Source organism: Rhodococcus sp. 05-2256-B1, from assembly GCF_002258465.1.
In the GTDB taxonomy this organism is placed as follows: Bacteria; Actinomycetota; Actinomycetes; order Mycobacteriales; family Mycobacteriaceae; genus Rhodococcoides; species Rhodococcoides fascians.
In genome coordinates, this window is sequence record NZ_NOZA01000041.1 from 260,030 (window position 1) to 282,016 (window position 21,987).

Consider the following 21,987-nt stretch of genomic DNA (forward strand, 5'->3'; position numbering starts at 1 on the left):
TTCCTTCGATACATAGCTTGGTGAGTAATGGCTGAACAAGAGACAGACAAGATTCAGAGTGCCGACGGGACGGACCTCACGGTCGCCCAACTGCGGGATTGGCTACGCAACTGGGTTGCAGACGCGACGGGTCAACCCGCGTCGGCCATCTCCGACGACCGTCCGATGGAGGAATTCGGTCTGTCCTCTCGCGATGCCGTCGCACTGAGCGGTGAGATCGAGGAGCTGGTGGGGGTCACGCTGACCGCGACCGTCGTCTACCAGCACCCCACCATCGCGTCTCTGGCCAAGATCATCATCGAGGGCGAACCCGACGAGCCGGTGGGTACCGTCGACGACGCGTTCTACACCAGCGGAGTGCAGTCGGGCGACGCCCACGACATCGCGATCGTCGGACTGTCGTCGCGCTTCCCCGGCACCGGTCACACCCCCGAGGAGATGTGGTCGCTGCTCATCGAGGGCCGCGACGGCATCACCGACCTGCCCGAGGGCCGGTGGAAGGAATTCACCTCCGATCCCGTCATCGCCGCAGCCGTCGATGCGACGGTCACCAAGGGTGGCTACCTCGACGACGTCAAGACCTTCGACGCCGAGTTCTTCGCGATGTCGCCCAACGAGGTCGTCAACGTCGACCCGCAGCAGCGCCTCGCGCTGGAACTGACCTGGGAAGCGCTCGAGCACGCGCACATCCCGGCGAGCTCGGTCAAGGGCAGCCAGGTCGGCGTCTTCATCGGCAGCTCGTCCAACGACTACCAGCTCATCGCCGTCAGCGACCCGGCCGTGCACCCCTACGCACTCACCGGCACCTCCACCGCCATCGTCGCCAACCGCGTGTCGTACTTCTACGACTTCCGCGGGCCGTCGATCGCCGTCGACACCGCCTGCTCGTCGTCTCTCGTGGCCGTTCACCAGGCAGTGCGCAGCCTGCGTACCGGCGAATCCGATCTGGCCGTGGCGGGTGGCGTCAACATGCTGCTCGCCCCGCCGATCACCGTGGGCTTCGGCCAGACCGGTGTGCTGGCACCCGACGGCAAGATCAAGGCGTTCTCGTCCGACGCGAACGGCATGATTCGCTCCGAGGGCGGCGGACTCGTCGTGCTCAAGCGACTCGAGGACGCCGAGCGAGACGGCGATCAGGTGCTCGCCGTCATCGCCGGATCCGCCATCAACCAGGACGGCCGCTCCAACGGACTGCTCGCGCCGAACCCCGATGCACAGGCCGACGCACTGCGATTCGCGTACCGCGACGCCGGCATCAACCCGTCGGGCGTGGACTACATCGAAGCGCACGGCACCGGAACCATTCTGGGCGATCCCATCGAGGCCGATGCGCTCGGCCGCGTGGTCGGCCGTGGCCGCGACGCGGACAAGCCGGCACTGCTCGGCTCGGCGAAGACGAACTTCGGACACCTCGAATCTGCCGCAGGCGCAGCAGGTTTGATCAAGGTCGTGCTGGCGATGCAGGAGAACAAACTCCCGGCGTCACTGAACTACGTGGGCCCCAACCCGTACATCGACTTCGACAAGGCGCACCTGAAGGTCATCCCGGAGGCCACCGACTGGCCGCGGTACACCGGCAAGGCCGTCGCCGGCATCTCCGGTTTCGGCTTCGGCGGCACCAACGCCCACGTCGTCGTACGCGAGTACGTACCGGGTGAGACCTCGGCCGAATTCGACCCCGCTGCCGTGGATCCCGAAGCCGCGGTGGTGGAGGGCGTCTACGAGGAGCAGCTCGACGCCGAGACGACCAGCCCGGTCGCCGAGGCCGAGACCATCCTGGCGGAGTCCGACAGTGCGCCGGAGACAGTGATTCTCGCGGTATCGGCCGCGTTGCCGTCGCGTCGTAAGCGCGCGGCGTCGGAACTGGCCGACTGGCTCGAGACCGAAGAAGGCAGCACGACGCCTCTCGTCGATGTCGGCCGTACATTGGCTCGGCGTAACCACGGGCGTTCGCGCGCAGTGGTTCTCGCGTCCACCACAGCCGAGGCCATCGCCGGATTGCGCGCCATCGCGGCAGGCAAGCCCGGACCGGGCGTGTTCTCCGCGGACTCGCCTGCGTCCAACGGCGCAGTGTGGGTGTTCTCCGGATTCGGCTCGCAGCACCGCAAGATGGCATCGCGGCTGTACCGAACCAACGCCGTGTTCGCCGCCGAGGTGGACAAGGTGGACGAGCTGCTCGTCGACGAAGCCGGCTACTCCATCCGCGAGATCATCCTCGACGACTCGCAGACCTACGAGTTCGAGAACTCCCAGGTCGCTATCTTCGTCATCCAGATCGCCTTGGCCGCAACGCTTCGCGCACACGGTGCGGAGCCGTCGGCCGTCATCGGCCACTCGATGGGTGAGGTCGCCGCCGCGTACGTTGCCGGAGGCCTGAACCTCGAAGACGCCGTCCGCATCATCTACGCCCGCTCGCGGCTGCTGGCCGAGGGCCAGGACGGCCTCGGTGCCGCCTCGCAGGGTGCCATGGCACTCGTCGAGTACACCCCCGACGAGGTCAAGACCCTCACCGATCAGTTCCCGAACGTGGAGCCCTGCGTGTACGCCGCGCCCACGCACACCACGGTTGGCGGGCCCCGCGCCGAGGTCGAAGCCCTCGTCGAAAAGGCCGAGGCCGCAGGCAAAATGGCCCGGCTGCTCGACGTCAAGGGAGCAGGACACACCGCGGCAGTCGACGTACTGCTCGGTGAGCTCGCAGCCGAGCTCGCCGGAATCGAACCGAGCAAGCTCACCGCCGGGGTCTACTCCTCGGTCGATCGTGAGGCGCACTACCGCGTCGGACATGCGGCGATTCACGGCGTCGACTACTGGACCAAGGGAATGCGTCACCCGGTCTGGTTCACCCAGGCCGTCAATGTTGCTGTGGGAGACGGGCATACGACGTTCGTGGAGCTCGCCCCCAATCCCGTCGCGCTGATGTCGGTTGCCGCTACCGCGTGGGCTGCCGGCCTGGCCGACGCCACGTTGATTCCGACGCTCAAGCGCAAGGAAGACGAGGCAGACACGTTCCTCGCCGCGCTGGCGCAGCTGTACGTGCACGGTCACGCGCTGGAACTGGCGACGCTGTTCGAGTCGGGTCCGTACGCTGCAATTCCGCGAACGGCGTACTTGCGCAAGGAGTTCTGGCTCAACTCGCAGGTCAGCTCCAGCGGTAACTCTCGCGTTCCCGGTGCCCGGGTGGCGTTGCCCGACGGCCGCCACGTCTGGGAAGTTCAGGCCTCGGCCGTCTCGGGATTCGATGCGTTGGTCACCGCCGCTGCCTCGCAGGTGTTCTCCGATGTGGCTCTGGGTGCTTCGGTCTCGCATGCATCGGTGCCCGCGGGCGGCACGGTCGTCACCACATTGACCTCGCACCTCGGTGGGGCGTCGGTCCAGGTCCATGCACACGAGGGCTCGGCGTTCACCCTGCTGCACGAGGCTGTCGTCACCTCGGGCGATGTGCGGCCGGAACCCGTTGTGGCGGTGGAAGAGCGATCCTCGTCTCCGATGGAAGAGTTGCCCGAGGTCGTCGAGACGTTCGGTGACCGCTGGGATCCCAACGGCAATCAGAAGCTCGAAGATCGGTTGGCGATCATTGTCGCCGAGTCGATGGGCTACGCACCCGAGGACCTGCCTCCCGAGGTGCCGCTGATCGAACTGGGGCTGGATTCGCTCAGCGCCGTTCGGATCAAGAACCGCGTCGAGTACGAATTCGACATCCCCACAGTGCAATTGCAGGCCGTGCGTGATGCGAACCTGCGTGAGGTGGAGAAGTACCTGCGCTACGCGATCGAGAACCGCGACGAGGTGCAGGCGCTGGCAGACAAGCAGGCCGCCGAAAAGGCTGCCGAGCAGGCTGCCGAGAGTGGCGCGACTGCACGCGACGAAGCGTTGGAGACGGCCGTCGCCGCACCGGAGACCGCGGTGCCGAGTGCGGAATACCAACCCGCACCGGTGGTCGCAGCGCAGACCGACCTGGGCGGCAAGGAAGCGTTCGCCGAGGCCGCCGGATCCGATGTGCCCCCACGTGACAACGCCGAGCGGATGACGTTCGCAACGTGGGCAGTGGTGACGAAGGAATCGGCCAAGGGCATCTTCAACACCCTGCCGATCCTCGACGACGAGACGGCCGAGAAGTTGGCCGCGCGCCTGACCGAGCGGGCCGGCGGCGAGATCACCTTCGACGACGTACTGGACTCGGAGACCATCGAGCAGCTCGCCGACAAGGTACGCCCGCATCTCGAGGACGGCGAGATCGACGGTGTCGTGCGCAATCTTCGGGCCCGTCCCGAGGGCTCCACGGCCACACCGGTATTCGCGTTCCACTCGGCCGGTAGCTCCACCGTCGCCTACGAGCCGTTGCTGCGGAAGCTGCCGGCAGGCACGCCCATGTACGGCCTCGAGCGCGTCGAAGGACCCATTGCCAAGCGCGCCGCGGAGTACGTGCCGTTGATCAAGGCGATCCAGCCCGAGGGACCGTACGTGTTCGTCGGATGGTCGCTCGGCGGCATCCTCGCCTACGAGGTGGCGCGTCAGATGGAAGAGGAAGGCATCGAGGTCGCCTACGTGGGGCTGCTCGATACCGTCATGCCCGGCACCAAGATCCCCGACACCAAGGACGAAGTCCGCAAGCGTTGGGAGCGGTACGCGGCGTTCGCGAAGAAGACGTACAACGTCGACTACCCGATCCCGTACGACAAGTTGGTCGACTCCGACGACGAGGGCCAGATTCGGATCATCACCGATCTGGTCAAGCTCAGTGGGGCAAAGATCCCCGGCGGAATCATCGAGCATCAGCGGACGTCGTGGCTCGACAATCGGGCTATCCAGACGGCCGAGCTCAAGGAGTACGGCGGGCACGTCACGCTGTACCTCGCCGACAAGTACCACGACGACGCGATCGCCCTCGAGCCCGCATACGCCACCCGCGAAGAGCACGGTGGTTGGGGACCGGTGGTCAAGGACCTCGAGATCGTCTACGTCGGAGGCGACCACCTCGCGGTCGTCGACGAGCCGTACATTGGAAAAATTGCGGCCCATCTGTCGAAGACGCTCGAGAACATCGAGTCTGCAAGAACCGGAGCGTAGATTTTGAGTGGCACCACTGCGGAGAAGCTGGCCGAGCTACGGGCGAGGCTGGAACTGGCCAAGGAACCGGCCGGCGAGATCGGCATCGCCAAGCGCGCCAAGAAGGGCATACCCAGCGCCCGAGATCGCGTGAACTCGCTGCTCGACCCCGGCAGTTTCGTCGAGATCGGCGCGCTGGTGAAGGCCCCGAACGATCCGGGTGCCCTCTACAGCGACGGCGTCGTCACCGGGCACGGAACCGTCGACGGCCGTCCGATCGCAGTGTTCTCACACGATCAGACCGTGTTCGGCGGAACCGTCGGCGAGATGTTCGGCCGCAAGGTCGCCGGCATCATGGACTTCGCGATCAAGATGGGCTGCCCGGTCGTCGGCATCAACGACTCCGGTGGAGCTCGCGTGCAGGACGCCGTCACCTCCCTCGCGTGGTACGCCGAACTGGGTCGACGCCATGAGGCGCTCTCCGGCCTGTGCCCGCAGATCTCGCTGATCCTCGGCAAATGCGCCGGTGGCGCGGTGTACGCACCGATCAACACCGACATCGTCGTCGCCACCGAAGAGGCGTACATGTTCGTCACCGGACCGGACGTCATCAAGTCCGTCACCGGCGAGGACGTCAGCCTCGACGAACTCGGCAGTGCCCGCGTCCAGGCCATCAACGGCAACGTGCACCACGTCGCTGCCGACGAGAAGGCCGCATTCGACTGGATTCGGAACTACCTGAGCTACCTGCCGTCGAGCTGCCAGGAAGAGGCACCGGTGATCAACCCGGGGCTCGAGCCGGAGATCACCGAATCCGATCGCACGCTCGACTCGTTCATGCCCGACGCCGACAACGCCGGTTACGACATGCACGACATCATCCTGCGCATCTTCGACGACGGCGAGTTCCACGAGATCGCCGCCCAGACTGCACAGAACGTCATCACCGGCTTCGCCCGCGTCGACGGTCGTCCGGTGGGAATCGTCGCCAATCAGCCGATGCACCTGTCCGGGGCACTCGACGCGAAGGCAGCGGACAAATGTGCGCGGTTCATCCGCCTCAGCGACGCCTACAACATTCCGATCATCTTCCTCGTCGACACACCCGGCTTCCTGCCCGGCGTCGACCAGGAAACCCTCGGCGTCATCCATCGCGGTGGCCGCTTCATCTTCTCGTTCGTCGAAGCGACGGTGCCGAAACTGACTGTCGTCATTCGTAAGTCGTACGGCGGCGGATACGCGGTGATGGGCTCGAAGCAGCTCGGATCCGACATCAACCTCGCCTGGCCGACCGCCCGCATCGCCGTCATGGGTGCCGAAGGTGCCATCAACATCATGAGTCGCAAGCAACTCGCCGAAGCAGGCGAGAACGCTCCGGCGCTGCGCAAGCAACTGATCAACTTCTACAACGAGCATGTCGCAACGCCGTGGATCGCCGCCGAGCGTGGCTACATCGACGCCGTCATCGAGCCCTCGCAGACGCGCCTCGAAATTCGCAAGGCTCTGCACATCTTGAAAGACAAGGAAGTACACAAGAGTCCGCGTAAGCACTCTTTGCTGCCGATCTAGCCAAGCGCGCCCGTCCTGCGTCGGGGTCGCTTCGCTTCCTTTTGGGATCAATGTGGGTTTCAGTCGCTCTGACTGCAACAAAGCCGCATTCATTCGTTGGTCTCCCCGAGCCAGTAGCGAATGAATGTGGCTTTGTTGCAGTTGGAGTGCTTGCAAGAGACATTCATCCGGTCGACGTCGCGCTCCGTCGAAGAACGAGGTTCGGACGGGGCCGCGCCAGAGCCTGTTGATAGCCGGCCCGAAGATCCGCGAGCACGCGCTGGGGGTCGTCCCGAATGTCTTGCGGCAGATGTGACACCACGATTGCGCCGTGGCGTTGCAGGAGAGCTCGGCGAGCCATCGTGTTCGCATGATCGATCGGCGAGAGGTGATGAGCGAGGGAGTCGATCTCCCACCCGAAGCAGACTGTGTCGAGGAAGCCGTCGGGGCTACCGAGGAATATACCGTCCGAGGTGAACAGCCGGGCATTGTGAATCATTGGTGGGAGTCCGCTCGATCGGTAGAGCCGTTGAGCGTCCGCCTCGGCGACGGAGTGAGCGTTTCCTTCCAGATCCCGGATAGCCAACCGTGTCGATGCGCTGTAGCGTCTCGGCCCCTCCGCCAATTCGATTGCCAGCTCTTCGAGTGATGCCGCACCCCGTCTGATGATCTCCGCAATCAGAGCCGTGCACTGAGATCGTCCGCGTACTGCGCGGGTCGCGTCGACGACACTCCGGGATACCGGAGCGCAGCGCGGACCGTGGTCGAACACGGCTTCGGGCATGCGCCAGGTGCGTTCGGATCGGACGAATTTGACGGATGCTCGCTGCATCTCGTTCGGGACGAGAATGTGAACTTCATTCGACGGTGGATTCGGCCCCAAGCCATGCACACTCAATGCCGCGTTCCCAGTGAGGATGCTGTGTGGACCGCCGTACGCCAGGGCAGCAGCCATTCGCTGTCGGTGAGATGGGAAGCCGTTGTGCAGCAGCACCACCCCTGGCAGCAAGTGCTGCCAGGGTCCGCCGGCTGCGCATCGGCCGGCTACCGTCCCGTCCGCGACACCGGCCGAGCGAAGCTGTGCCCTTGTCACGACGCCGTGATCGGCGACGTCCTCGAGCATTGATAGGTCTGTGGCCCAAACTCCCCGTTTCATGCCTCGACTGTCGAACGCGACACTGACACTTCGACGTCGAAAACGGCCGTTCAGGGGTTCCCTGTGGATGGTCGACGAGGTTGTGCACAAATGTCTCGAGGGCGTGTCTTGTGCAGCGAAGACTGTCGGGGGTCGGTGGTAAGCCCCCGATCCATCGATCGTGCGCCAAACCCCGCTCCATCGGCCGTACGCCAACCCCCGTCCGAATGAATGCGGGATTCAGTCAGTCAGAGTGCAACAAAGGGACATTGATCCCAAAAAGGAGCGGGCGACACCACGCGGAGGGGCGGGCGAGGCTGGGTGGACTATTTCTCGAAGACTCGCAGCTTTCCGTCTTCGTAGAATCCCGATCGCGTGGTTTCTCCGGTTTGTAGGTCTGCGGGCACGGCGTTGGGGTAGTACTGCTCGTAGCGCTCGAGTGAGCCCCAGTCCCTGGCCCAGTCGTTTTTGAGGTAGGTGGGGACGGCAACTGGCTTGGCGAGTAGTTCGGACCATCCGAGCGGTCCGCCGTTCTCGCCGGATTGCCAGGTGTCGGTGGAGCTGACGGCCAGTGGGCGGTCGGGGAGGATGCGGTAGCCCGGTACCTCGGCGACGCCGTAGCGGTGGTCGAACGGCCGTTGGCACGGGAACTGGAGTCCGACGGCCCAGTCGAGCAGAACGGGCTGCTCACTGCCGATCATGGTGTTCAGATTCTCCATCACCGGTACTCGCGGCGGGGTGAATGCGAGCCACTGGTCGCCGGTGAGGTTGGGGTCGTTGGCGACGATGCGGACGGCGTCGGCGTCGGGTGCGATGTCTGCCAACGGAACTCGCAGGTTGCGCCACGAGGGTGCGGGTCCGATGTCCCGAGGCAGGTAGGTGCCCTGTGCCTGGACGCTTCCGTCGGGCTGGCGCTTGCCGTATTCGAGCAGCAGCGACTGGCCGTAGGTGAGGGCACCGGTGTCGTCGTAGGACCAGATACGTCCGGCTGCGGAGAACACGACAAGTGGTGCGTCGTCGCTGCGGGCGGGTAGCTGGTACCAGCTCGAGGTGGCCTCGGCCGGTTCCTGAATTCCTTCTTGGTAGGAGCCGAGGACGGGTGTGGTGGCGGGGTCGAGTCCGAAGGGCAGGGCGGCGGTGGAGCCGTTGACGCCCAGTGCGCCGGTGCCTCCTGCTGTGCCCGAGCTCTGGCCTTCCTCGAAGGCGGGGCCGACGGCTTGTTGGTCGGTATTGCCTTGTCCTGGTTTGACTTCCACGGCGTCGGCGCTGAGGTCGCTGGGGATTCCGTTGGCGGTGAAGTTGCGCAGGGTGTCGCTGGCTCCGCCGAGGGGGCCTGCGACGGGATCGAATTCACCTGGGAGGGGGCTCAATACGTCCGCGTTGGGATCGGCTTCGACGAGCACGTCGTTGGCGAGTCCGCACGAATTGCCCAGTACCGATTGCACATTGGAGCGTGCGAGCGAGTAGGCGGGATATTGGGAGACGGCACCCTTGACGAGGGAGAGGACCTCGAACAGCACCATGATTCCGGCGATGACGGTCAGTGGTGCGGCAGCGAACGTGCGAATGCGTCTACCGCGGGCCGACGTCGGTTTCGGTTGTGGCGGTGCGTATCCCTCACGTAGGTATTGGAATGCCGCGACGGCGAGAACCAGTCCGAAGAGGACGAGGAACAGCGAGCCGGATTCGTTGCCGCCGAGCGAGACCGTCTTGTCGAACCACGGCACGCCGTAGCTCGAGACGTACCAGTACCCGTTGATGCCCGAGAACGACAGTGCGAGTACGAACATCAGGCCGGCCGTGAACAGGGATCGGTTTCGGCGTGAGCGCAGTGCACTGGCCGAGACGGCCACTGCGGTCAGCGCGGCGAGCCCACCGGCGATTCCGGCGTAGGAACCGAAGTGGTGAGTCCACTTGGTGGGGTTGAACATCATGAAGAAGATGGTTCCGAGGACGACGCCGAGCAGTCGCCAGGCAGGCCCGTTCGCGATGCCGGGAATGCGCCGGCGGCGCAGGAGCACGAACAGCGTGGTGAACAGGCACAGGAGCATCGCGAGGAACGCGAAGCGGCGGGCCACGGAACCGTCGACGGTCTGGACGAAGAGGTAGTAGTACCGCAGGAAGTCTTGGTACCACGCCTCGTTGGGGCCGATGATGGTGCGCACTCGGGTGGATTCGATGACCGTCGCGAAGGTCTGGTCGGCGAACACGACGACGAGGACGAGTACCCCGGCAGCGGCCAACGGTGCCAGCATGGCGAGGGTGCCGACCTGCCGGTGACGTCGGACCACGATGCGAGCGATGGGCCGGGCTCCGGCGAGAAGCGCTGCCACACACATCAATCCGGTGGGTGCGGCGGCCAGGGTGAAGGCACCGATGAGGCAGGCCGCTGCGGCTGGGAGCAGTCTGCCGGTGGCGATGGAGCGTTCGATCGAGCACCAGGTCAGCAATGCGCCGAGGGCGACGATCGGCTCGGGACGCAGTCCGTTGTTGTACGGGAGCCAGAAGGCGAGGAACACCAATCCGCCGGTCCACAGCGCCACGTTCGATTTGCGCACCGCGCGTCCGAGTCGCGGCACCACCTCGCGGCTGATCACCATCCAGCACAGGACTCCGGCGATCAGGGCGGGCAGGCGCATCCACGGGCTTGCGGTCGAGATCTTGGCGAAGACGGCCAGGACGTCGTAGTACCAGCCGAACGGTGCCTCGGGGACGCCGAACCAGCGGAAGTAGTTGGCCATGTAGCCGGAATGTTCGGCCGCGCGGGCCATGGTGAGCAGGTAGCCGTCGTCGGAGGTGTTGGCTCCGACGAAGTGCCAGCCGACGAGGACTCCGAGAACCGTGACGTCGACGCCGGTGAACTTCCACCAGTGCGACGGGAAGAAGCGGCGGTGCGCGCGGCGGTCGGTGCCGTCGAGCCGTGCGAGCGCGCCCATGGCCAGCAACGTGCAGGCGATCGCCAGCACCATGATCAACGACTTCAGGATGGTCGGAGTCGACGAGAAGCGGGAGTCGACGTCGACTGTGACCGACATGTCGGCCGGGGCCGCGCCACTGAGATCACTGAAGATGCCGACGACCTGCGGACGGAGATCGCCGTCGAGCCGACCCTGGACGGGTTGGCCGCTCTCGTCGGTCAGTCCGGTAAAGGCCGCGGAGGTGTACTGGTCGTTCGAGGTGATCTCGATGGCGGCGCAGCGCGTGCTCTGGACGTCGGCGCGCGGTGCCGTCGCGACGACGACGTTGCGGTCGAGGACATCGACGTTCGACTCGCCGACGCGAACGAACAGGCTGTTGAGGGCGGCACCCTCACCTTGCGGGGGTGCGGTCGCCAGCAACAGCCCGCCCGACGCGGGTAGTGCGGCCACAGCAGAGCACGGGAGGGTTGCGGACAGTCGCAGGGGTGCCTGGGACACCAGTGGGGCGTCCACGTCCTGTAGGAGCCCGTTCTGCGGCCACTCGATACTCGCGGTGGTCTGCGTGACGGGTGCGAACGGAGTGATCAGTGCGAACAGCACGCCGAGTATGCCGGCCACCATCGCGATCAGCCGGGGAATCCGTACCTGAGCACGAAGTTCGTCCGAGGCTCCGAGCGGAGCGGGGACGGGGGGACCAGCTGATGAATCTGTCACGACGTCGGGCACGATTGTCGATGTTATGCGAGCGTGACTTCGAGGTCACACAGGCGCCGTCCCCGGATCCGATGGAGAAACAGGGAATCAGCCGGTCTTCATCGGTCCGTCGCTGGACAGTCCCGACCGAGACTGTTGCTCGACGGTGATCCGGGCGGTCGCGGCAGCCGGATCGAGTGGCGTGTATCTCTCGATCGACCCCCAATCGCGGGCGTAGTCGTCGGCCAGATACGACGGCAGAGTCTGGGCACCGAGCAGCAGTTCGGTCCACCCCAGCGGGCCGCCACCGAAAGAATCCTGCCAGGCGTTGGTGGATTCGGCTCCGGTTCGGTCGGGCAGGATGCGGTACTGCGGCACCTCGGCGACGCCGTCGCGATGATCGAACGGACGCTGGCACGGGAACGCCAGCCCGACCGCCCAGTCGAGCAGAACGGGGTCGGTGGACCCGACCAGAGAATTCAGCGTCTGAGTTTTCGGGACACGTGGGGGAGTGACGGCGAGCCACTGATCTCCGGCCAGGTCGTTGTCCTCGGCGACGATGCGAACGGCGTTCGCATCGTCGGGTAGGTCGCTCATCGGTACCCGCAGGTTGCGCCACGACGGGGCGGGGCCGATGTCGAGAGGCGTGACACGGCCGAGTGCCTGGACGTCGCCGCCGTCGCGGCGTCCGTATTCCAGTTCGACGCGTTGGCCCGGGGTGACGATGCCGTCCTTGTCCACCGAGCGAATTCGGCCTGCGGCGGCGATGGCGATCAGGTCGCCCTCTCCAGGCAGCGAATACCAACCGGAGGTCAGTGACGCGGGCTCGGTGGCTCCGAAGCTGCCGAGGACCGGGGTCGTTTCGGGGTTCAGTCCGAACGGCAGAGCGACTGTGCTGCCGTTGATTCCGACGTTCTCGTTGGTTCCGCCCGAGGTGCCTGCGGAGTTCGACGAGGTGGCCGACGCGCTCTCTTCGGAGTCCTCGGGGCGGATGGAGTTGGCACTGCCCTGGGCGGTGTCCTCGGAGTCGGCCGTGAGGTCTTCGGCGACGCCGTCCGGGGTGAATCCGGTGCTGCCACCTGCTCCCAGCGCGTCCGCGGCGGGGTCGATCGGCTGCAGGACGGACCCGTTGACGTCGGTCTCCACCTGCACGTCACCGGCGAGTCCGCACGAGTTGCCGGCGAGTGCGGAGAAGTTGGATCGCGCGATGGAGTACGCAGGGTATTGGGCCACAGCGCCTTTGGCGAACGAGAGCACTTCGAATGCGACGACACCGCCGGCGACGATGGTCAATGCGGAGGGGGCGAAGCGTCGACGCGTGGTGGTTTCTGCTGTGCGATAAGGCAATCGGACATGTTGGTACGCCGCATACAGCAGGGTCAGCACGGTCAGGCCGAGCAGGATGGTCGAGAAGCCCTTGCCGGCAATGGACGGCGGCTTGTCGAACCACGGAATGCCGTAGCTCGAGACGTACCACCAACCGTTCGAGCTGGTGAACGCCACCGCCGTCAGGAACAGCACTGCGGCGGTGAACAGCGTTCTGTTACGCGGGGATCGGACGGTGGCCGCCGTGACGGCCACCGCTGCCAGTGCGCCGAGAGACGCGGCGAGACCGGCGTACACACCGAAGTGGTGGGTCCACTTGGTGGGGGTGAACATCATCAAAGCCAGTGCGCCCAGCACGATTCCGAGTATCCGACGCGATGGCCCGGTGGCGGTACCGGGGATGCGTCCGTTCTTGCGGAGCATCACCGCTATGCAGACGACGATGCACAGCAGCATCGCGAACATGCCGAATCGTCGGGCGAGCGAGCCGTCGGGGGAGATGGTCATCAACGCGTCCCAGCGCACTCGTTCCTCGAACCACGGCACGTTGGGTCCGAGAGCCGAGCGCACCCGGGTCGCTTCGAGCACGGTGCTCAGAGTTTGGTCGGCGAAGATCGCGATCACCACGGCCAGTCCCGACGCGATCAGCGGCGCGAGGACCGCGAGCAACCCCACTTGCCGGGCTCGTTTGACGACGATCATCACGATCGGGCGGAGGCCTGCGAGCAGCGCGGCGACGGCGATCAGTCCGGTGGGTCCGGCGGCGAGCGAGAAGGCGGCGATCAGTGTGCCGACCGCGGCGGGCAACAGTCGTCCGGTGGCGATCGCACGCTCGATCGAGCACCACGTCAGCAGCGCGCCCAGGGCGATGACGGGTTCCGGGCGCAGTCCGTTGTCGTAGGGCAGCCAGAAGGCGAGGAACACCAGGCCTGCGGTCCACAGCGCGACGCGGTTGGTCAGTACCGCGCGCCCGAGGCGGGGGATGACCTCGCGGCTGATGACGAGCCAGCACAGCAGTGCGGCGATCGTGGCGGGTAGGCGCATCCAGATGCTGGCGGTGCTGACTTTGGCGAGGGCGGCCAGCATGTCGTAGTACGGCATGCCGAACGGTGCTTCGGGAACGCCGAACCAGCGGAAGTAGTTGGCCATGTATCCGGCGTGCTCGGAGACGCGTGCCATGTTGAGCAGGTAGCCGTCGTCGGAGGTGTTGGCACCGATGAAGTGCCACAACACCAGCACTCCGACGACGACGGCGTCGACGCCGGTCACCGTCTTCCAGCGCGACGGCAGGAAGCGGCGGTGACGCCGACCGTCCACGCTGTCGAGGCGATGCAATGCGAACAGGGAGGCGACGACGGCCAGCGCGCCGACGATCATCGCCAGCAGCTTGAACGTCGTCGGGGTCGAGGAGTAGCGGGAGTCGATGTCCACGCGCACGTTCAGACCGTCGACCGGCGCGGTGAGGTCGGTGAAGATGCCGACGACCTGAGGTCGGACGTCGCCGTCGACAGTGGTGGCCGCGCCGCCGAGGTCGACCACCGTGCGAGCGGCGTTCGAGGAGATGGTCAGCGCGCAATCGGAGGCCAGGTCGGACACGGGAGCCTCGGCGAGAACGCGATCGCGCAGCAGCACCTGCAGTCGATCGTCGTCGACCCGCACGGTCAATGCTCGCTGCTCGGTTTTCGCCGCCGCGATCGGAGCGGTGGACATCACCGTGCCGCCGCCGTCGAGCCGAGTGGCAGTACTGCACGGGATTGTCGCGTCCAGATCGAGCGGGGAGTAGCTCACCAGCGGAGCGTTGACACTGCCGAACGAGCTCTGCGGCCACGACAGCGTGGAGACGTCCTGCTGCACCGGCAGCAGCGGAGTGGCGATGGCCAGGACGGCACCGATGATGCCGGTGACGATCGCTATCAGCCGGGCGGTCGTGATGTTCGGAGCGGTCGCAGGCACACCGGCGATGCTATTGGACGAGCGAGCGCACATCCCACACCCATACGCCGCCGGTGTATTGCGGCTGGACGTCGAGCAGCTCGGTGACCGTGCTGCGCAAAGCGACGGTGTTCTTGCTCGGCGGAAGTACCACGACGTCGGCTTCCCAGAAGCTCATGTCCTGCGCCGCCTGGCTGCGCTGATCGGCGGTGATCTCGGGGACGGTGCCGGAGTCGTAGACCGAGCCGAGCAGCAGCGCAGTCGGGCGATCGACGGCGCCGTACTTGGCGACCTTCTCTTCCTGATCGCTCGGTCCGACGAAGTATCCGGCGGCCAGCGTGAAGCCCATGTCCGCGTCCATCTGCCAACGCAGCGGCCGGGCGTCCTCGGGCCGTGGGAGAGGGACGGTGACGACGGAACCGTCGTCGACGTAGTTCTGCCAATCGCCGTCGGCGAAGAACCGGGGTGTGGGGGATTTGTCGACGGTGACCAGCGGCGTCGGGATCAGCGGAACGAGGGCGAGGGCGAGTCCGGCGATCCAGAATGCAGGCAACGGCCGTAGTCCGTTGCGGAACGTCCGATCGGTGGCCAGGACGAGCAACAGAGCCAGTGCGGGGACCGCGCCGAGGGCGAAGCGGGTCTCGAGGACGGATTCGACGAGTGGGTATTCGGCAAGTTTCGTCCACGGCAGGGTGATGCCGGTGTCGTTCTTGCCGATCATCAGCGTTGCGCCGAGCGAGAGCACGCTCATGACAGTGGCCGTGGCAGCCGCGGCCCTGGCGCAGGCAACACGCCACATGCACACTGCCGCCACGAGGCACAGCACGAGCAGCGGCCAACCGAAGTAGGCGTTCTCCTCGGTGGCGTTGATCCGTACGTTCTGTCCCGGGGTGGCGACGCCACCGATGGATTGCGTCGGGAACTGGAAGAGGGCTTTGGCGTCGTTGCCCATCGGGCCGTGTTCGAGGAAGGAATACGACTGCGGTCCGAAGAACTGCCACCACAGCGGCAAGGCCACGATGACCAGCGCGATGCTCGCCGATACCGCGAGCCGGGGTACGGCATTGCGGACGGCCGGCCACAGCGATCGCGGCCGGGACAGGTAGTAGACGACGGCGAAGATGGCGAACGACATCGCGAAGATCAGCAGCGGTTCTTCGCCGAGCAGAATCTGCAGCGCGACGATCAGGCCGAGCCCGACGGTGTTCTTGGTGGTTCCGCCGCCGTGTGCGATGCGGGTGACCAGCATCGCGATGACCGGGAGCAGGAACAGCACCACGAAGTTGGGGTGGCCGTTGGCATGGGAGATGGCACCGGGCGCGAAGCCGCACAGTGCGCCGCCCATTGCGGCGGCACCCTTGGACGCGTTCAGCTGACGCGAGAACAGCCAGTACCAGGCGAACGAGGTGCCTGCGAGGCCGATTGTGAGGGCAATTGCCCAGGTCACCGTTGGTCCGAAAAGTAACGTGATCGGGGCCAGCGGAATGGAGATGCCGAACATCGCCGTGTTCGCCATCAGATTCACCCCGAGTGGGTAATTCTGCAGGTCACTGGACAGTGGATTGTCCAGATGCGCGACGGCATGGGCGGCGACGGAGAAGAACCACTCCCACATCGTCTGGTCCTGGCCGCTGTTGTAGAGGTAGCCACCGTTGAGATTGCGCCACTGACCCTGCAGGACGTACACGGCGGCGATCAGAAACCCGACGGCCGCCACGATGTCGCCTTGCCCGACGCCGGAGTGTCGAGCCGGTGCCGTGGTCGGCTGCCGCTCGAGAACGCTCTGGTCGTGGGTGGTCATCGCGTCGAGGTTACAGAAAGATCACGGTGGGCGAAAACTCGAACGTGCTGGGTCACACCGGCTGGAGTGCGACGCCGCCCCACCCCTATGTACGGATCAGTCACCGATCCAGGTGGCCACATTCGTCACGTCCGCCCGTTCGGTTCGGAACGAGTTGATCGGGTGCTCCAGGTCCGCGTATCCGAACGAGATGCCGAGCACGATGCGCCGGTGCTCCGGTATGTCGAAGTAGTCGTGCAGAAAATCGGAGTACGACGCGAGGGCGGCCTGTGGGGCGGTTGCGATGCCGAGGCTGTGTGCGCTGAGCAGAAAGGTGTTGACGTACAGACCGCAGTCGATCGCTCCGTACTCGCCGAGATCGGCCTCGGTGGTGATCACGGCGACGTGTGGCGCATCGAAGAAGTCGAAGTTGCGGAGCATCTGAGCAAGGGCGCGCGGATCCCCCTTCTCGATGCCGACACTGTCGTAGAGCTGCAGTCCGCACGCACGGCGACGGTCGCGATAGTCGCCGGCGTACTGGGTGGGGAAGGGGATGTCACTCTGCACGGGGCCGCCGCCGCGGACGTGGTCCTGGAGTGTCCGGCGGAAGCGGTCTGTCCCTTCCCCTTCCGTCACGATGACCTGCCACGGCTGGGTGTTGCACCACGACGGTGTGCGCTGGCTCAGCGCGAGCACACGCTCGATATCGCCGCGTGGCACTGCATCCGGCCGGAACTGTCGGCACGTCCAGCGTTCTTCGAGAATTCCGGCGAGTGCCGAGAATTGCTGCCCTCGATCGTCTGTCACAGCGTCCATGTACACCCCTGGTCTCATTTCGAGACTACAAAGTAGCAGCAATAGTCTCGTTTCGAGACTGCTGGGTAAGGTCGACGGTATGCGTCATGCGGAGCTGGCCGATGTGCCCTGCTCGATTTCGAGGTCTCTGTCCGTTCTGGGTGACCGGTGGACGCTGGTGATTCTGAAGTGGTCGTTCGCAGGGGTTCGCCGTTTCAACCACTTCCAGAGCGCCATGGGGATCTCACGAAGTCGGCTGCAGGATCGACTCGACCGCCTCGTCGAGCACGACATTCTCGCCAAGGTGCAGACCGATTCCACCTACGCGGAATACCGGCTGACCCGCAAGGGCCACGACATCTATCCGATTCTGATGGCCTTCAAGGACTGGGGCGACGCGTACATGGCACCCGACGGTGCCCCCGTGCACTACACGCACCGCGACTGTGGGGGCAACGCACATGTGAGGCTCGAGTGTGACTCGTGCGGCGATGAGATCACGGCTCGCCAGGTGCTGCCGACGCCTGCCGTGGGTAACCCGCTTGCGCCGTGACGTACTCGGCCTGCGGCCGCGGTCTCGATCCGGCGCGCGCAGCGATTATGCAGTGCGTACGACCAGTGCGAAGGGCCCGATATCGGTCACCGTGAAGCGTGGATCCTCGAACAGTGACTCGGGGAAGGTGACGGTGTAGCGCCGCACATTCGGATCGTTCGGGTAGACGTCCTCCGCCAGTCTCAAGGTGTAGCCGTCGGCACCGCGGCGGAACAGGAAGGCGTCGGGGGCGCGCCACTGGCTGGTGTCGAGTGCCTCGATCATCTGGTCGGGAGTCTCGAGCTCGGTCCACCGCTCGATGGCGTCGGCCCGCTGATCGAACTGCGCCAGCGGGTTGGCGTAGTGCGAGGTCAGTCCTTGGAACCCGAAGTACGGGTAGTAGCTCAGGAACGAGGTGTCCGCGGTGAGCAGGACGGTTTCGTCGCGTGGGCGCTGAGTCTGTTCGGTCAGGGCGTCGTCGACCTCGCGGTAGTACGAGACGGCGCTCGGCGGACGCATATCGGCACGGTTGCCGTCACCGTCGGTGTCGGAGTACGCGACGGTGATCTCGCTCTGCAGTACCTGGGGGATGTTCTGCGCGAAGGCCATTGCGCCGATGGCCGCGACGACGACGGCAGCGATGCGGAACTTCGGTGGCTCGTTGATGGCCTGGTAGATCGCGTGGCTGCCTTCGAGGAATCCGAAAACGCCTGCGCTGCCGAGCAATACGATGAGAACCGCTTCGAGTCGGAACGAGAGCAGTGTGGTGCCCGCAGCCGTGGCCGCCATCGACAGCAACGTCCACAGGTAGACCGCGACGACGCCGACTCCGAGTGCCTGTGCTCGACGCGACGACGAGAAACGTACTGCGACCCATACCGTTCCGATGAGGCACAGAATGCCCATCATCGAGAACTCGAACATCGGGAACGGAAGCGTTGCACCGGCCTCGGGCAGGTAGTGCAGTGCGGTGCCCGATGTGGACGGTGCGCCGCGGAGGAAGTCGACGAGATACGGCAGCCATACCGTCGCCGCTATGAGGCCCGAGATGACAGCGATCGCAGCCACTTTGAGTGCAATGGGAATCAAGGCCCGCCAGGTCTTGCGCTCGCGGTAGGAGAGAACGGCGGCGAACAAGGCCATCAGCACGACGGTGAAGGCGGCCAGACCCAGGTACAGGGTGTAGAACGTCGCGGCCAGACCGAGGAACAGGCCGGTACCGATTACCGCTCCCCAGCCGCCTGCTGCGCGTCCCCCCGTGGGGATGAATGTCCCATTCTTGCCGTCTGACCGACTGGATGCCACATTGATCCCGACGGGGGTGGCCGCTCCAGCCCCGTCGGAGACAGGAGTGACGGGGCGATGCAACGCGCCCAAGGCCAGGAGCAATGCCGGGGCGAACAGCAGCACGATGACGGCGCTGTAGGCCTCGGGGGAGGCGTAGGCGACAACCAATGCAGTCGTGACAGCGCTGACGGCGACGGCCCAGTCGCTGCGGATCAGGGCCTTCCACAGTACGAAAGCGACCACCGACGTGACGGCAAGCAGTCCGATTGCGTACGGCTTGAACACTTCCCAGCCGTCCATACCCAGCAGGTTGCCGACCCGTCCACCGAGCCAGAACCAACCGGCGGGGTAGAACGGTGGGATGTCGGCGTACGTCATGTCGCGCAACGACGCCGAATCCGTCAGCCGCGTCAGGTATTCGGTGCGAAACTCCTGGTCGACGGAGATGCCGAACAGGTACAGCTTGGTTGCCGCCAAGGGCATTCCGAGGGTGACGGTGACGAAACCGGAGAGCCCGACCCACGCCGAGAGTCGAGCGATCCACGGCCACTTGCGAATTCGGTACAGGTAGATCGACGACGCGAACAGTGCCGCGGCTACCACCTGGCCCAGAGTTGTCAGAGCGCGAGTGACGTTGGACGAGTTGAACGCCGGCCACTGAACCAGTGAGAAGGCGTACAGCCCGACCGTCGCCACCACGACTGCGACGAGCGCACCGAGAACGATCTCCCCGACGGCAGAGGCGGTTCTGCGAGCCGGTGCAACCCCGTCAGTCATCGAGATCAGATGGGCAGCTTGCGGAAGATCGGCCGCGGCACGTGTCGCAGCACCATCATCACCAGACGCCACGGTGCGGGAGTCCAGATGAGCGGGGTGCCCTTGCGCGATGCATTCACCGCGAGCTTCGCGATGACCTCCTTGTCGACGGTCATCGGCGCTTCCTTGACGTGGGCGCTGAACTTGGTGCGCACCATGCCCGGACGAACGACGGTGACCCGAGGACCGAACTCGCGCAACGCTTCTCCGAGTCCGAGGTAGAAACCGTCGAGACCGGCCTTGGTGGAGCCGTAGACGAAGTTCGAGCGACGGACCCGCTCGCCTGCCACCGAGGACATGACGATGATGCGGCCGTACGCCTGCGCCTTCATCTTCTCGCCCAGCAGAACGCCGACCGACACGGATGCGGTGTAGTTGATGTTCGCGGCGAGGACGGCCTTGCGCTGGTCCTGCCAGAGCTGCTCGGCATCGAAGTCGACGGCGAAGGCAACGATCGCCACGTCGACGTCACCCTTGGCCCAGGCCGCGTCGATGACCTTCGGATGCGACGCGGTGTCGAGTGCGTCGAAGTCGATGACGTCCACGGACTTCGCGCCCTTGGCGGTGAGCTGTGCAACGGCACTCTCACGCAGCGGATCGTTGGGCAGCGCAGCGAGAACGACGCGTGCCGGAGACTTCGACAGGTACTCCTCGGTGATCGCGAGACCGATCTCGCTGGTGCCACCCAGAACGAGAATCGTCTGTGGGTTACCTACGGCGTCTATCGTCACAGCAGTTCCAGCCTTCTAGCCATATCGGAGGCGAAAACGCCTGTAGGGTCAACAGATCGACGAACCTTGATCCATTCGTCGATCCGCGGGTACATCGAGTGGAACGTCTCGGCGTCGGTGCGCGAATCCTTCGCGGTGTACAGACGACCGCCGAACTCGAGCACACGCTTGTCGAGTTCGCGGACGAACTCGTTCAGGCCCGGCTTGATCGGGAAGTCCACGCAGATGTTCCAGCCTGGAATCGGAAAGCTCAGCGGCGCTTTGTTTCCCGGCCCGAACAGCTTGAACACGTTGAGGAACGAGTAGTGCCCCGACTTCTGGATGTCGACGATGATCTTCTTGAACTCGTCGACGGCCTCCGGCGGCACCACGAACTGGTACTGCAGAAATCCCTTGGAGCCGTAGGCGCGGTTCCACTCACTGAACATGTCGAGTGGGTGGTAGAACGCTGTCAGGGACTGAACCTTGTTCCGATAGTTGCCGGCCTTGCGGTACCAGGCCTCGCCGACGGCGGAGAACGTGTACTTGTTGGCGAGCCCGTTCGGAAAGATGTCGGGGAACTTCACGAGCGGCTTGGCGTTGAAGCGCAGCGGATCCTTCTGCAGCTTTTCGGGAAGCTGGTCGAGGCGCGCCAGCGATCCACGTGAGAGAGCTGCGCGGCCGAGCTTGGGGGGCGGAGCCACGGCGTCGAACCAGGCGCTCGAGTAGTCGTAGTTGTTCTCACTGCCGTCGCTGTGCAGGGCAATGGTCTCGTCGAGGGTGCTGGTGACGTCGCCGTCGGCGATGAAGTAGGCCGTTTCCGTGGGCGTCATCTCGATCGTCGCGCGCAGGATGATGCCGGTCAGGCCGTTGCCGCCGACCGTCGCCCAGAAGAGCTTGGCGTTCTTGCCGGTAGGCGTCAGGTGGCGGATCTGGCCATCGGCGGTGAGCAGTTCCATCGAGCGGACGTGGTTGCCGAAGCTGCCCGCGCTGTGGTGGTTCTTGCCGTGGATGTCCGTGCCAATGGCTCCGCCGATGGTGACCTGACGGGTACCCGGAAGCACTGGAACCCACAGGCCGAACGGCAGCGCTGCGCGCATCAGTTGGTCGAGGTTGACGCCACCGTCGACGTCGACGATGCGCGTCGACGCGTCGATGCTGTGAATGCCGTTGAGGGCATTCATGTCGATGACGAGTCCGCCGGAGTTCTGCGCGTTGTCACCGTAGGAGCGGCCGAGGCCGCGGGCGATGACGCCGCGTCGGAGGTAGGCCGGCTTGGAGTCGTTCTGCTCGGCGACCTGCTTGACCGCGTTCGCGATGAGCTCGGGGTCGGAGGTCGAGAGCACCTCGCCGGTGGAGGGCGCAGTGCGGCCCCAACCAGTGAGTGTGCGGGTCTGCGTGGGTAGCGGCGCAGTGTTCCCGGCCTGTGGTTCCAGGGGGAAGAGTGCGTCGTCGGCTGTCGTGGACAT

11 protein-coding genes are annotated in these 21,987 nt (G+C 65.3%); 3 read left to right on the forward strand and 8 right to left on the reverse strand.

Annotated elements, in window-relative coordinates; all coding sequences use genetic code 11:
• The first annotated feature begins 27 nt into the window (after positions 1 to 27).
• A complete protein-coding gene (gene pks13, locus CH285_RS26730; RefSeq protein WP_094643114.1) occupies positions 28 to 5,067 on the forward strand; it encodes a polyketide synthase Pks13 in 5,040 nt (1,679 codons plus the stop codon).
• A gap of 3 nt (positions 5,068 to 5,070) precedes the next feature.
• On the forward strand, positions 5,071 to 6,615 hold the full coding sequence (locus tag CH285_RS26735) for an acyl-CoA carboxylase subunit beta (RefSeq protein WP_027494804.1): 1,545 nt from the start codon (positions 5,071 to 5,073) through the stop codon (positions 6,613 to 6,615).
• 163 nt (positions 6,616 to 6,778) lie between these two features.
• On the opposite strand, the gene CH285_RS26740 is transcribed toward CH285_RS26735, so the two are convergent.
• The 5 genes from CH285_RS26740 to CH285_RS26760 all read right to left on the reverse strand — a co-directional run bounded on the left by CH285_RS26740 (position 6,779) and on the right by CH285_RS26760 (position 17,194).
• Positions 6,779 to 7,750, reverse strand: a complete 972-nt coding sequence (locus CH285_RS26740; RefSeq protein WP_094643113.1) for a hypothetical protein — start codon at positions 7,748 to 7,750, stop codon at positions 6,779 to 6,781.
• A gap of 305 nt (positions 7,751 to 8,055) precedes the next feature.
• A complete protein-coding gene (locus CH285_RS26745) occupies positions 8,056 to 11,373 on the reverse strand; it encodes an arabinosyltransferase domain-containing protein (protein WP_094643112.1) in 3,318 nt (1,105 codons plus the stop codon).
• 75 nt (positions 11,374 to 11,448) lie between these two features.
• Positions 11,449 to 14,619 (reverse strand): arabinosyltransferase domain-containing protein, encoded by a 3,171-nt coding sequence (locus tag CH285_RS26750; protein ID WP_255032242.1) that lies wholly within the window; start codon positions 14,617 to 14,619, stop codon positions 11,449 to 11,451.
• A 10-nt stretch (positions 14,620 to 14,629) separates the two neighbouring features.
• Entirely contained in the window at positions 14,630 to 16,399 is a 1,770-nt protein-coding gene (locus CH285_RS26755) for a glycosyl transferase (RefSeq protein WP_094643110.1), read from the reverse strand.
• 96 nt (positions 16,400 to 16,495) lie between these two features.
• The gene (locus CH285_RS26760; RefSeq protein ID WP_052053690.1) at positions 16,496 to 17,194 is read right to left on the reverse strand and encodes a nitroreductase; all 699 of its coding nucleotides are present in this window, start codon (positions 17,192 to 17,194) and stop codon (positions 16,496 to 16,498) included.
• 79 nt (positions 17,195 to 17,273) lie between these two features.
• On the opposite strand from CH285_RS26760, the gene CH285_RS26765 reads away from it, so the two are divergent.
• On the forward strand, positions 17,274 to 17,726 hold the full coding sequence (locus CH285_RS26765; protein ID WP_094643109.1) for a winged helix-turn-helix transcriptional regulator: 453 nt from the start codon (positions 17,274 to 17,276) through the stop codon (positions 17,724 to 17,726).
• 45 nt (positions 17,727 to 17,771) lie between these two features.
• Here CH285_RS26765 and CH285_RS26770 read toward each other — a convergent pair whose 3' ends face one another.
• The 3 genes from CH285_RS26770 to CH285_RS26780 are packed head-to-tail and all read right to left on the reverse strand — an operon-like array spanning position 17,772 to position 21,987.
• Complete coding sequence (locus CH285_RS26770; RefSeq protein ID WP_094643108.1) at positions 17,772 to 19,769, reverse strand: galactan 5-O-arabinofuranosyltransferase; 1,998 nt, start codon at positions 19,767 to 19,769, stop codon at positions 17,772 to 17,774.
• Positions 19,770 to 19,774: 5 nt separating this feature from the next.
• Entirely contained in the window at positions 19,775 to 20,539 is a 765-nt protein-coding gene (locus CH285_RS26775; protein ID WP_027494796.1) for a decaprenylphospho-beta-D-erythro-pentofuranosid-2-ulose 2-reductase, read from the reverse strand.
• On the reverse strand, positions 20,536 to 21,987 hold the full coding sequence (locus tag CH285_RS26780) for an FAD-binding oxidoreductase (RefSeq protein ID WP_027494795.1): 1,452 nt from the start codon (positions 21,985 to 21,987) through the stop codon (positions 20,536 to 20,538). Before CH285_RS26780 ends, CH285_RS26775 begins: the two co-directional genes overlap by 4 nt.

Coding starts and splice junctions, on each gene's coding strand:
- CH285_RS26755 (WP_094643110.1), bottom strand. CDS start 16,399: ATGACCACCCACGACCAGAGCGTTCTCGAGCGGCAGCCGACCACGGCA.
- CH285_RS26760 (WP_052053690.1), bottom strand. CDS start 17,194: ATGGACGCTGTGACAGACGATCGAGGGCAGCAATTCTCGGCACTCGCC.
- CH285_RS26770 (WP_094643108.1), bottom strand. CDS start 19,769: ATGACTGACGGGGTTGCACCGGCTCGCAGAACCGCCTCTGCCGTCGGG.
- pks13 (WP_094643114.1), top strand. CDS start 28: ATGGCTGAACAAGAGACAGACAAGATTCAGAGTGCCGACGGGACGGAC.
- CH285_RS26765 (WP_094643109.1), top strand. CDS start 17,274: ATGCGTCATGCGGAGCTGGCCGATGTGCCCTGCTCGATTTCGAGGTCT.
- CH285_RS26740 (WP_094643113.1), bottom strand. CDS start 7,750: ATGAAACGGGGAGTTTGGGCCACAGACCTATCAATGCTCGAGGACGTC.
- CH285_RS26780 (WP_027494795.1), bottom strand. CDS start 21,987: ATGTCCACGACAGCCGACGACGCACTCTTCCCCCTGGAACCACAGGCC.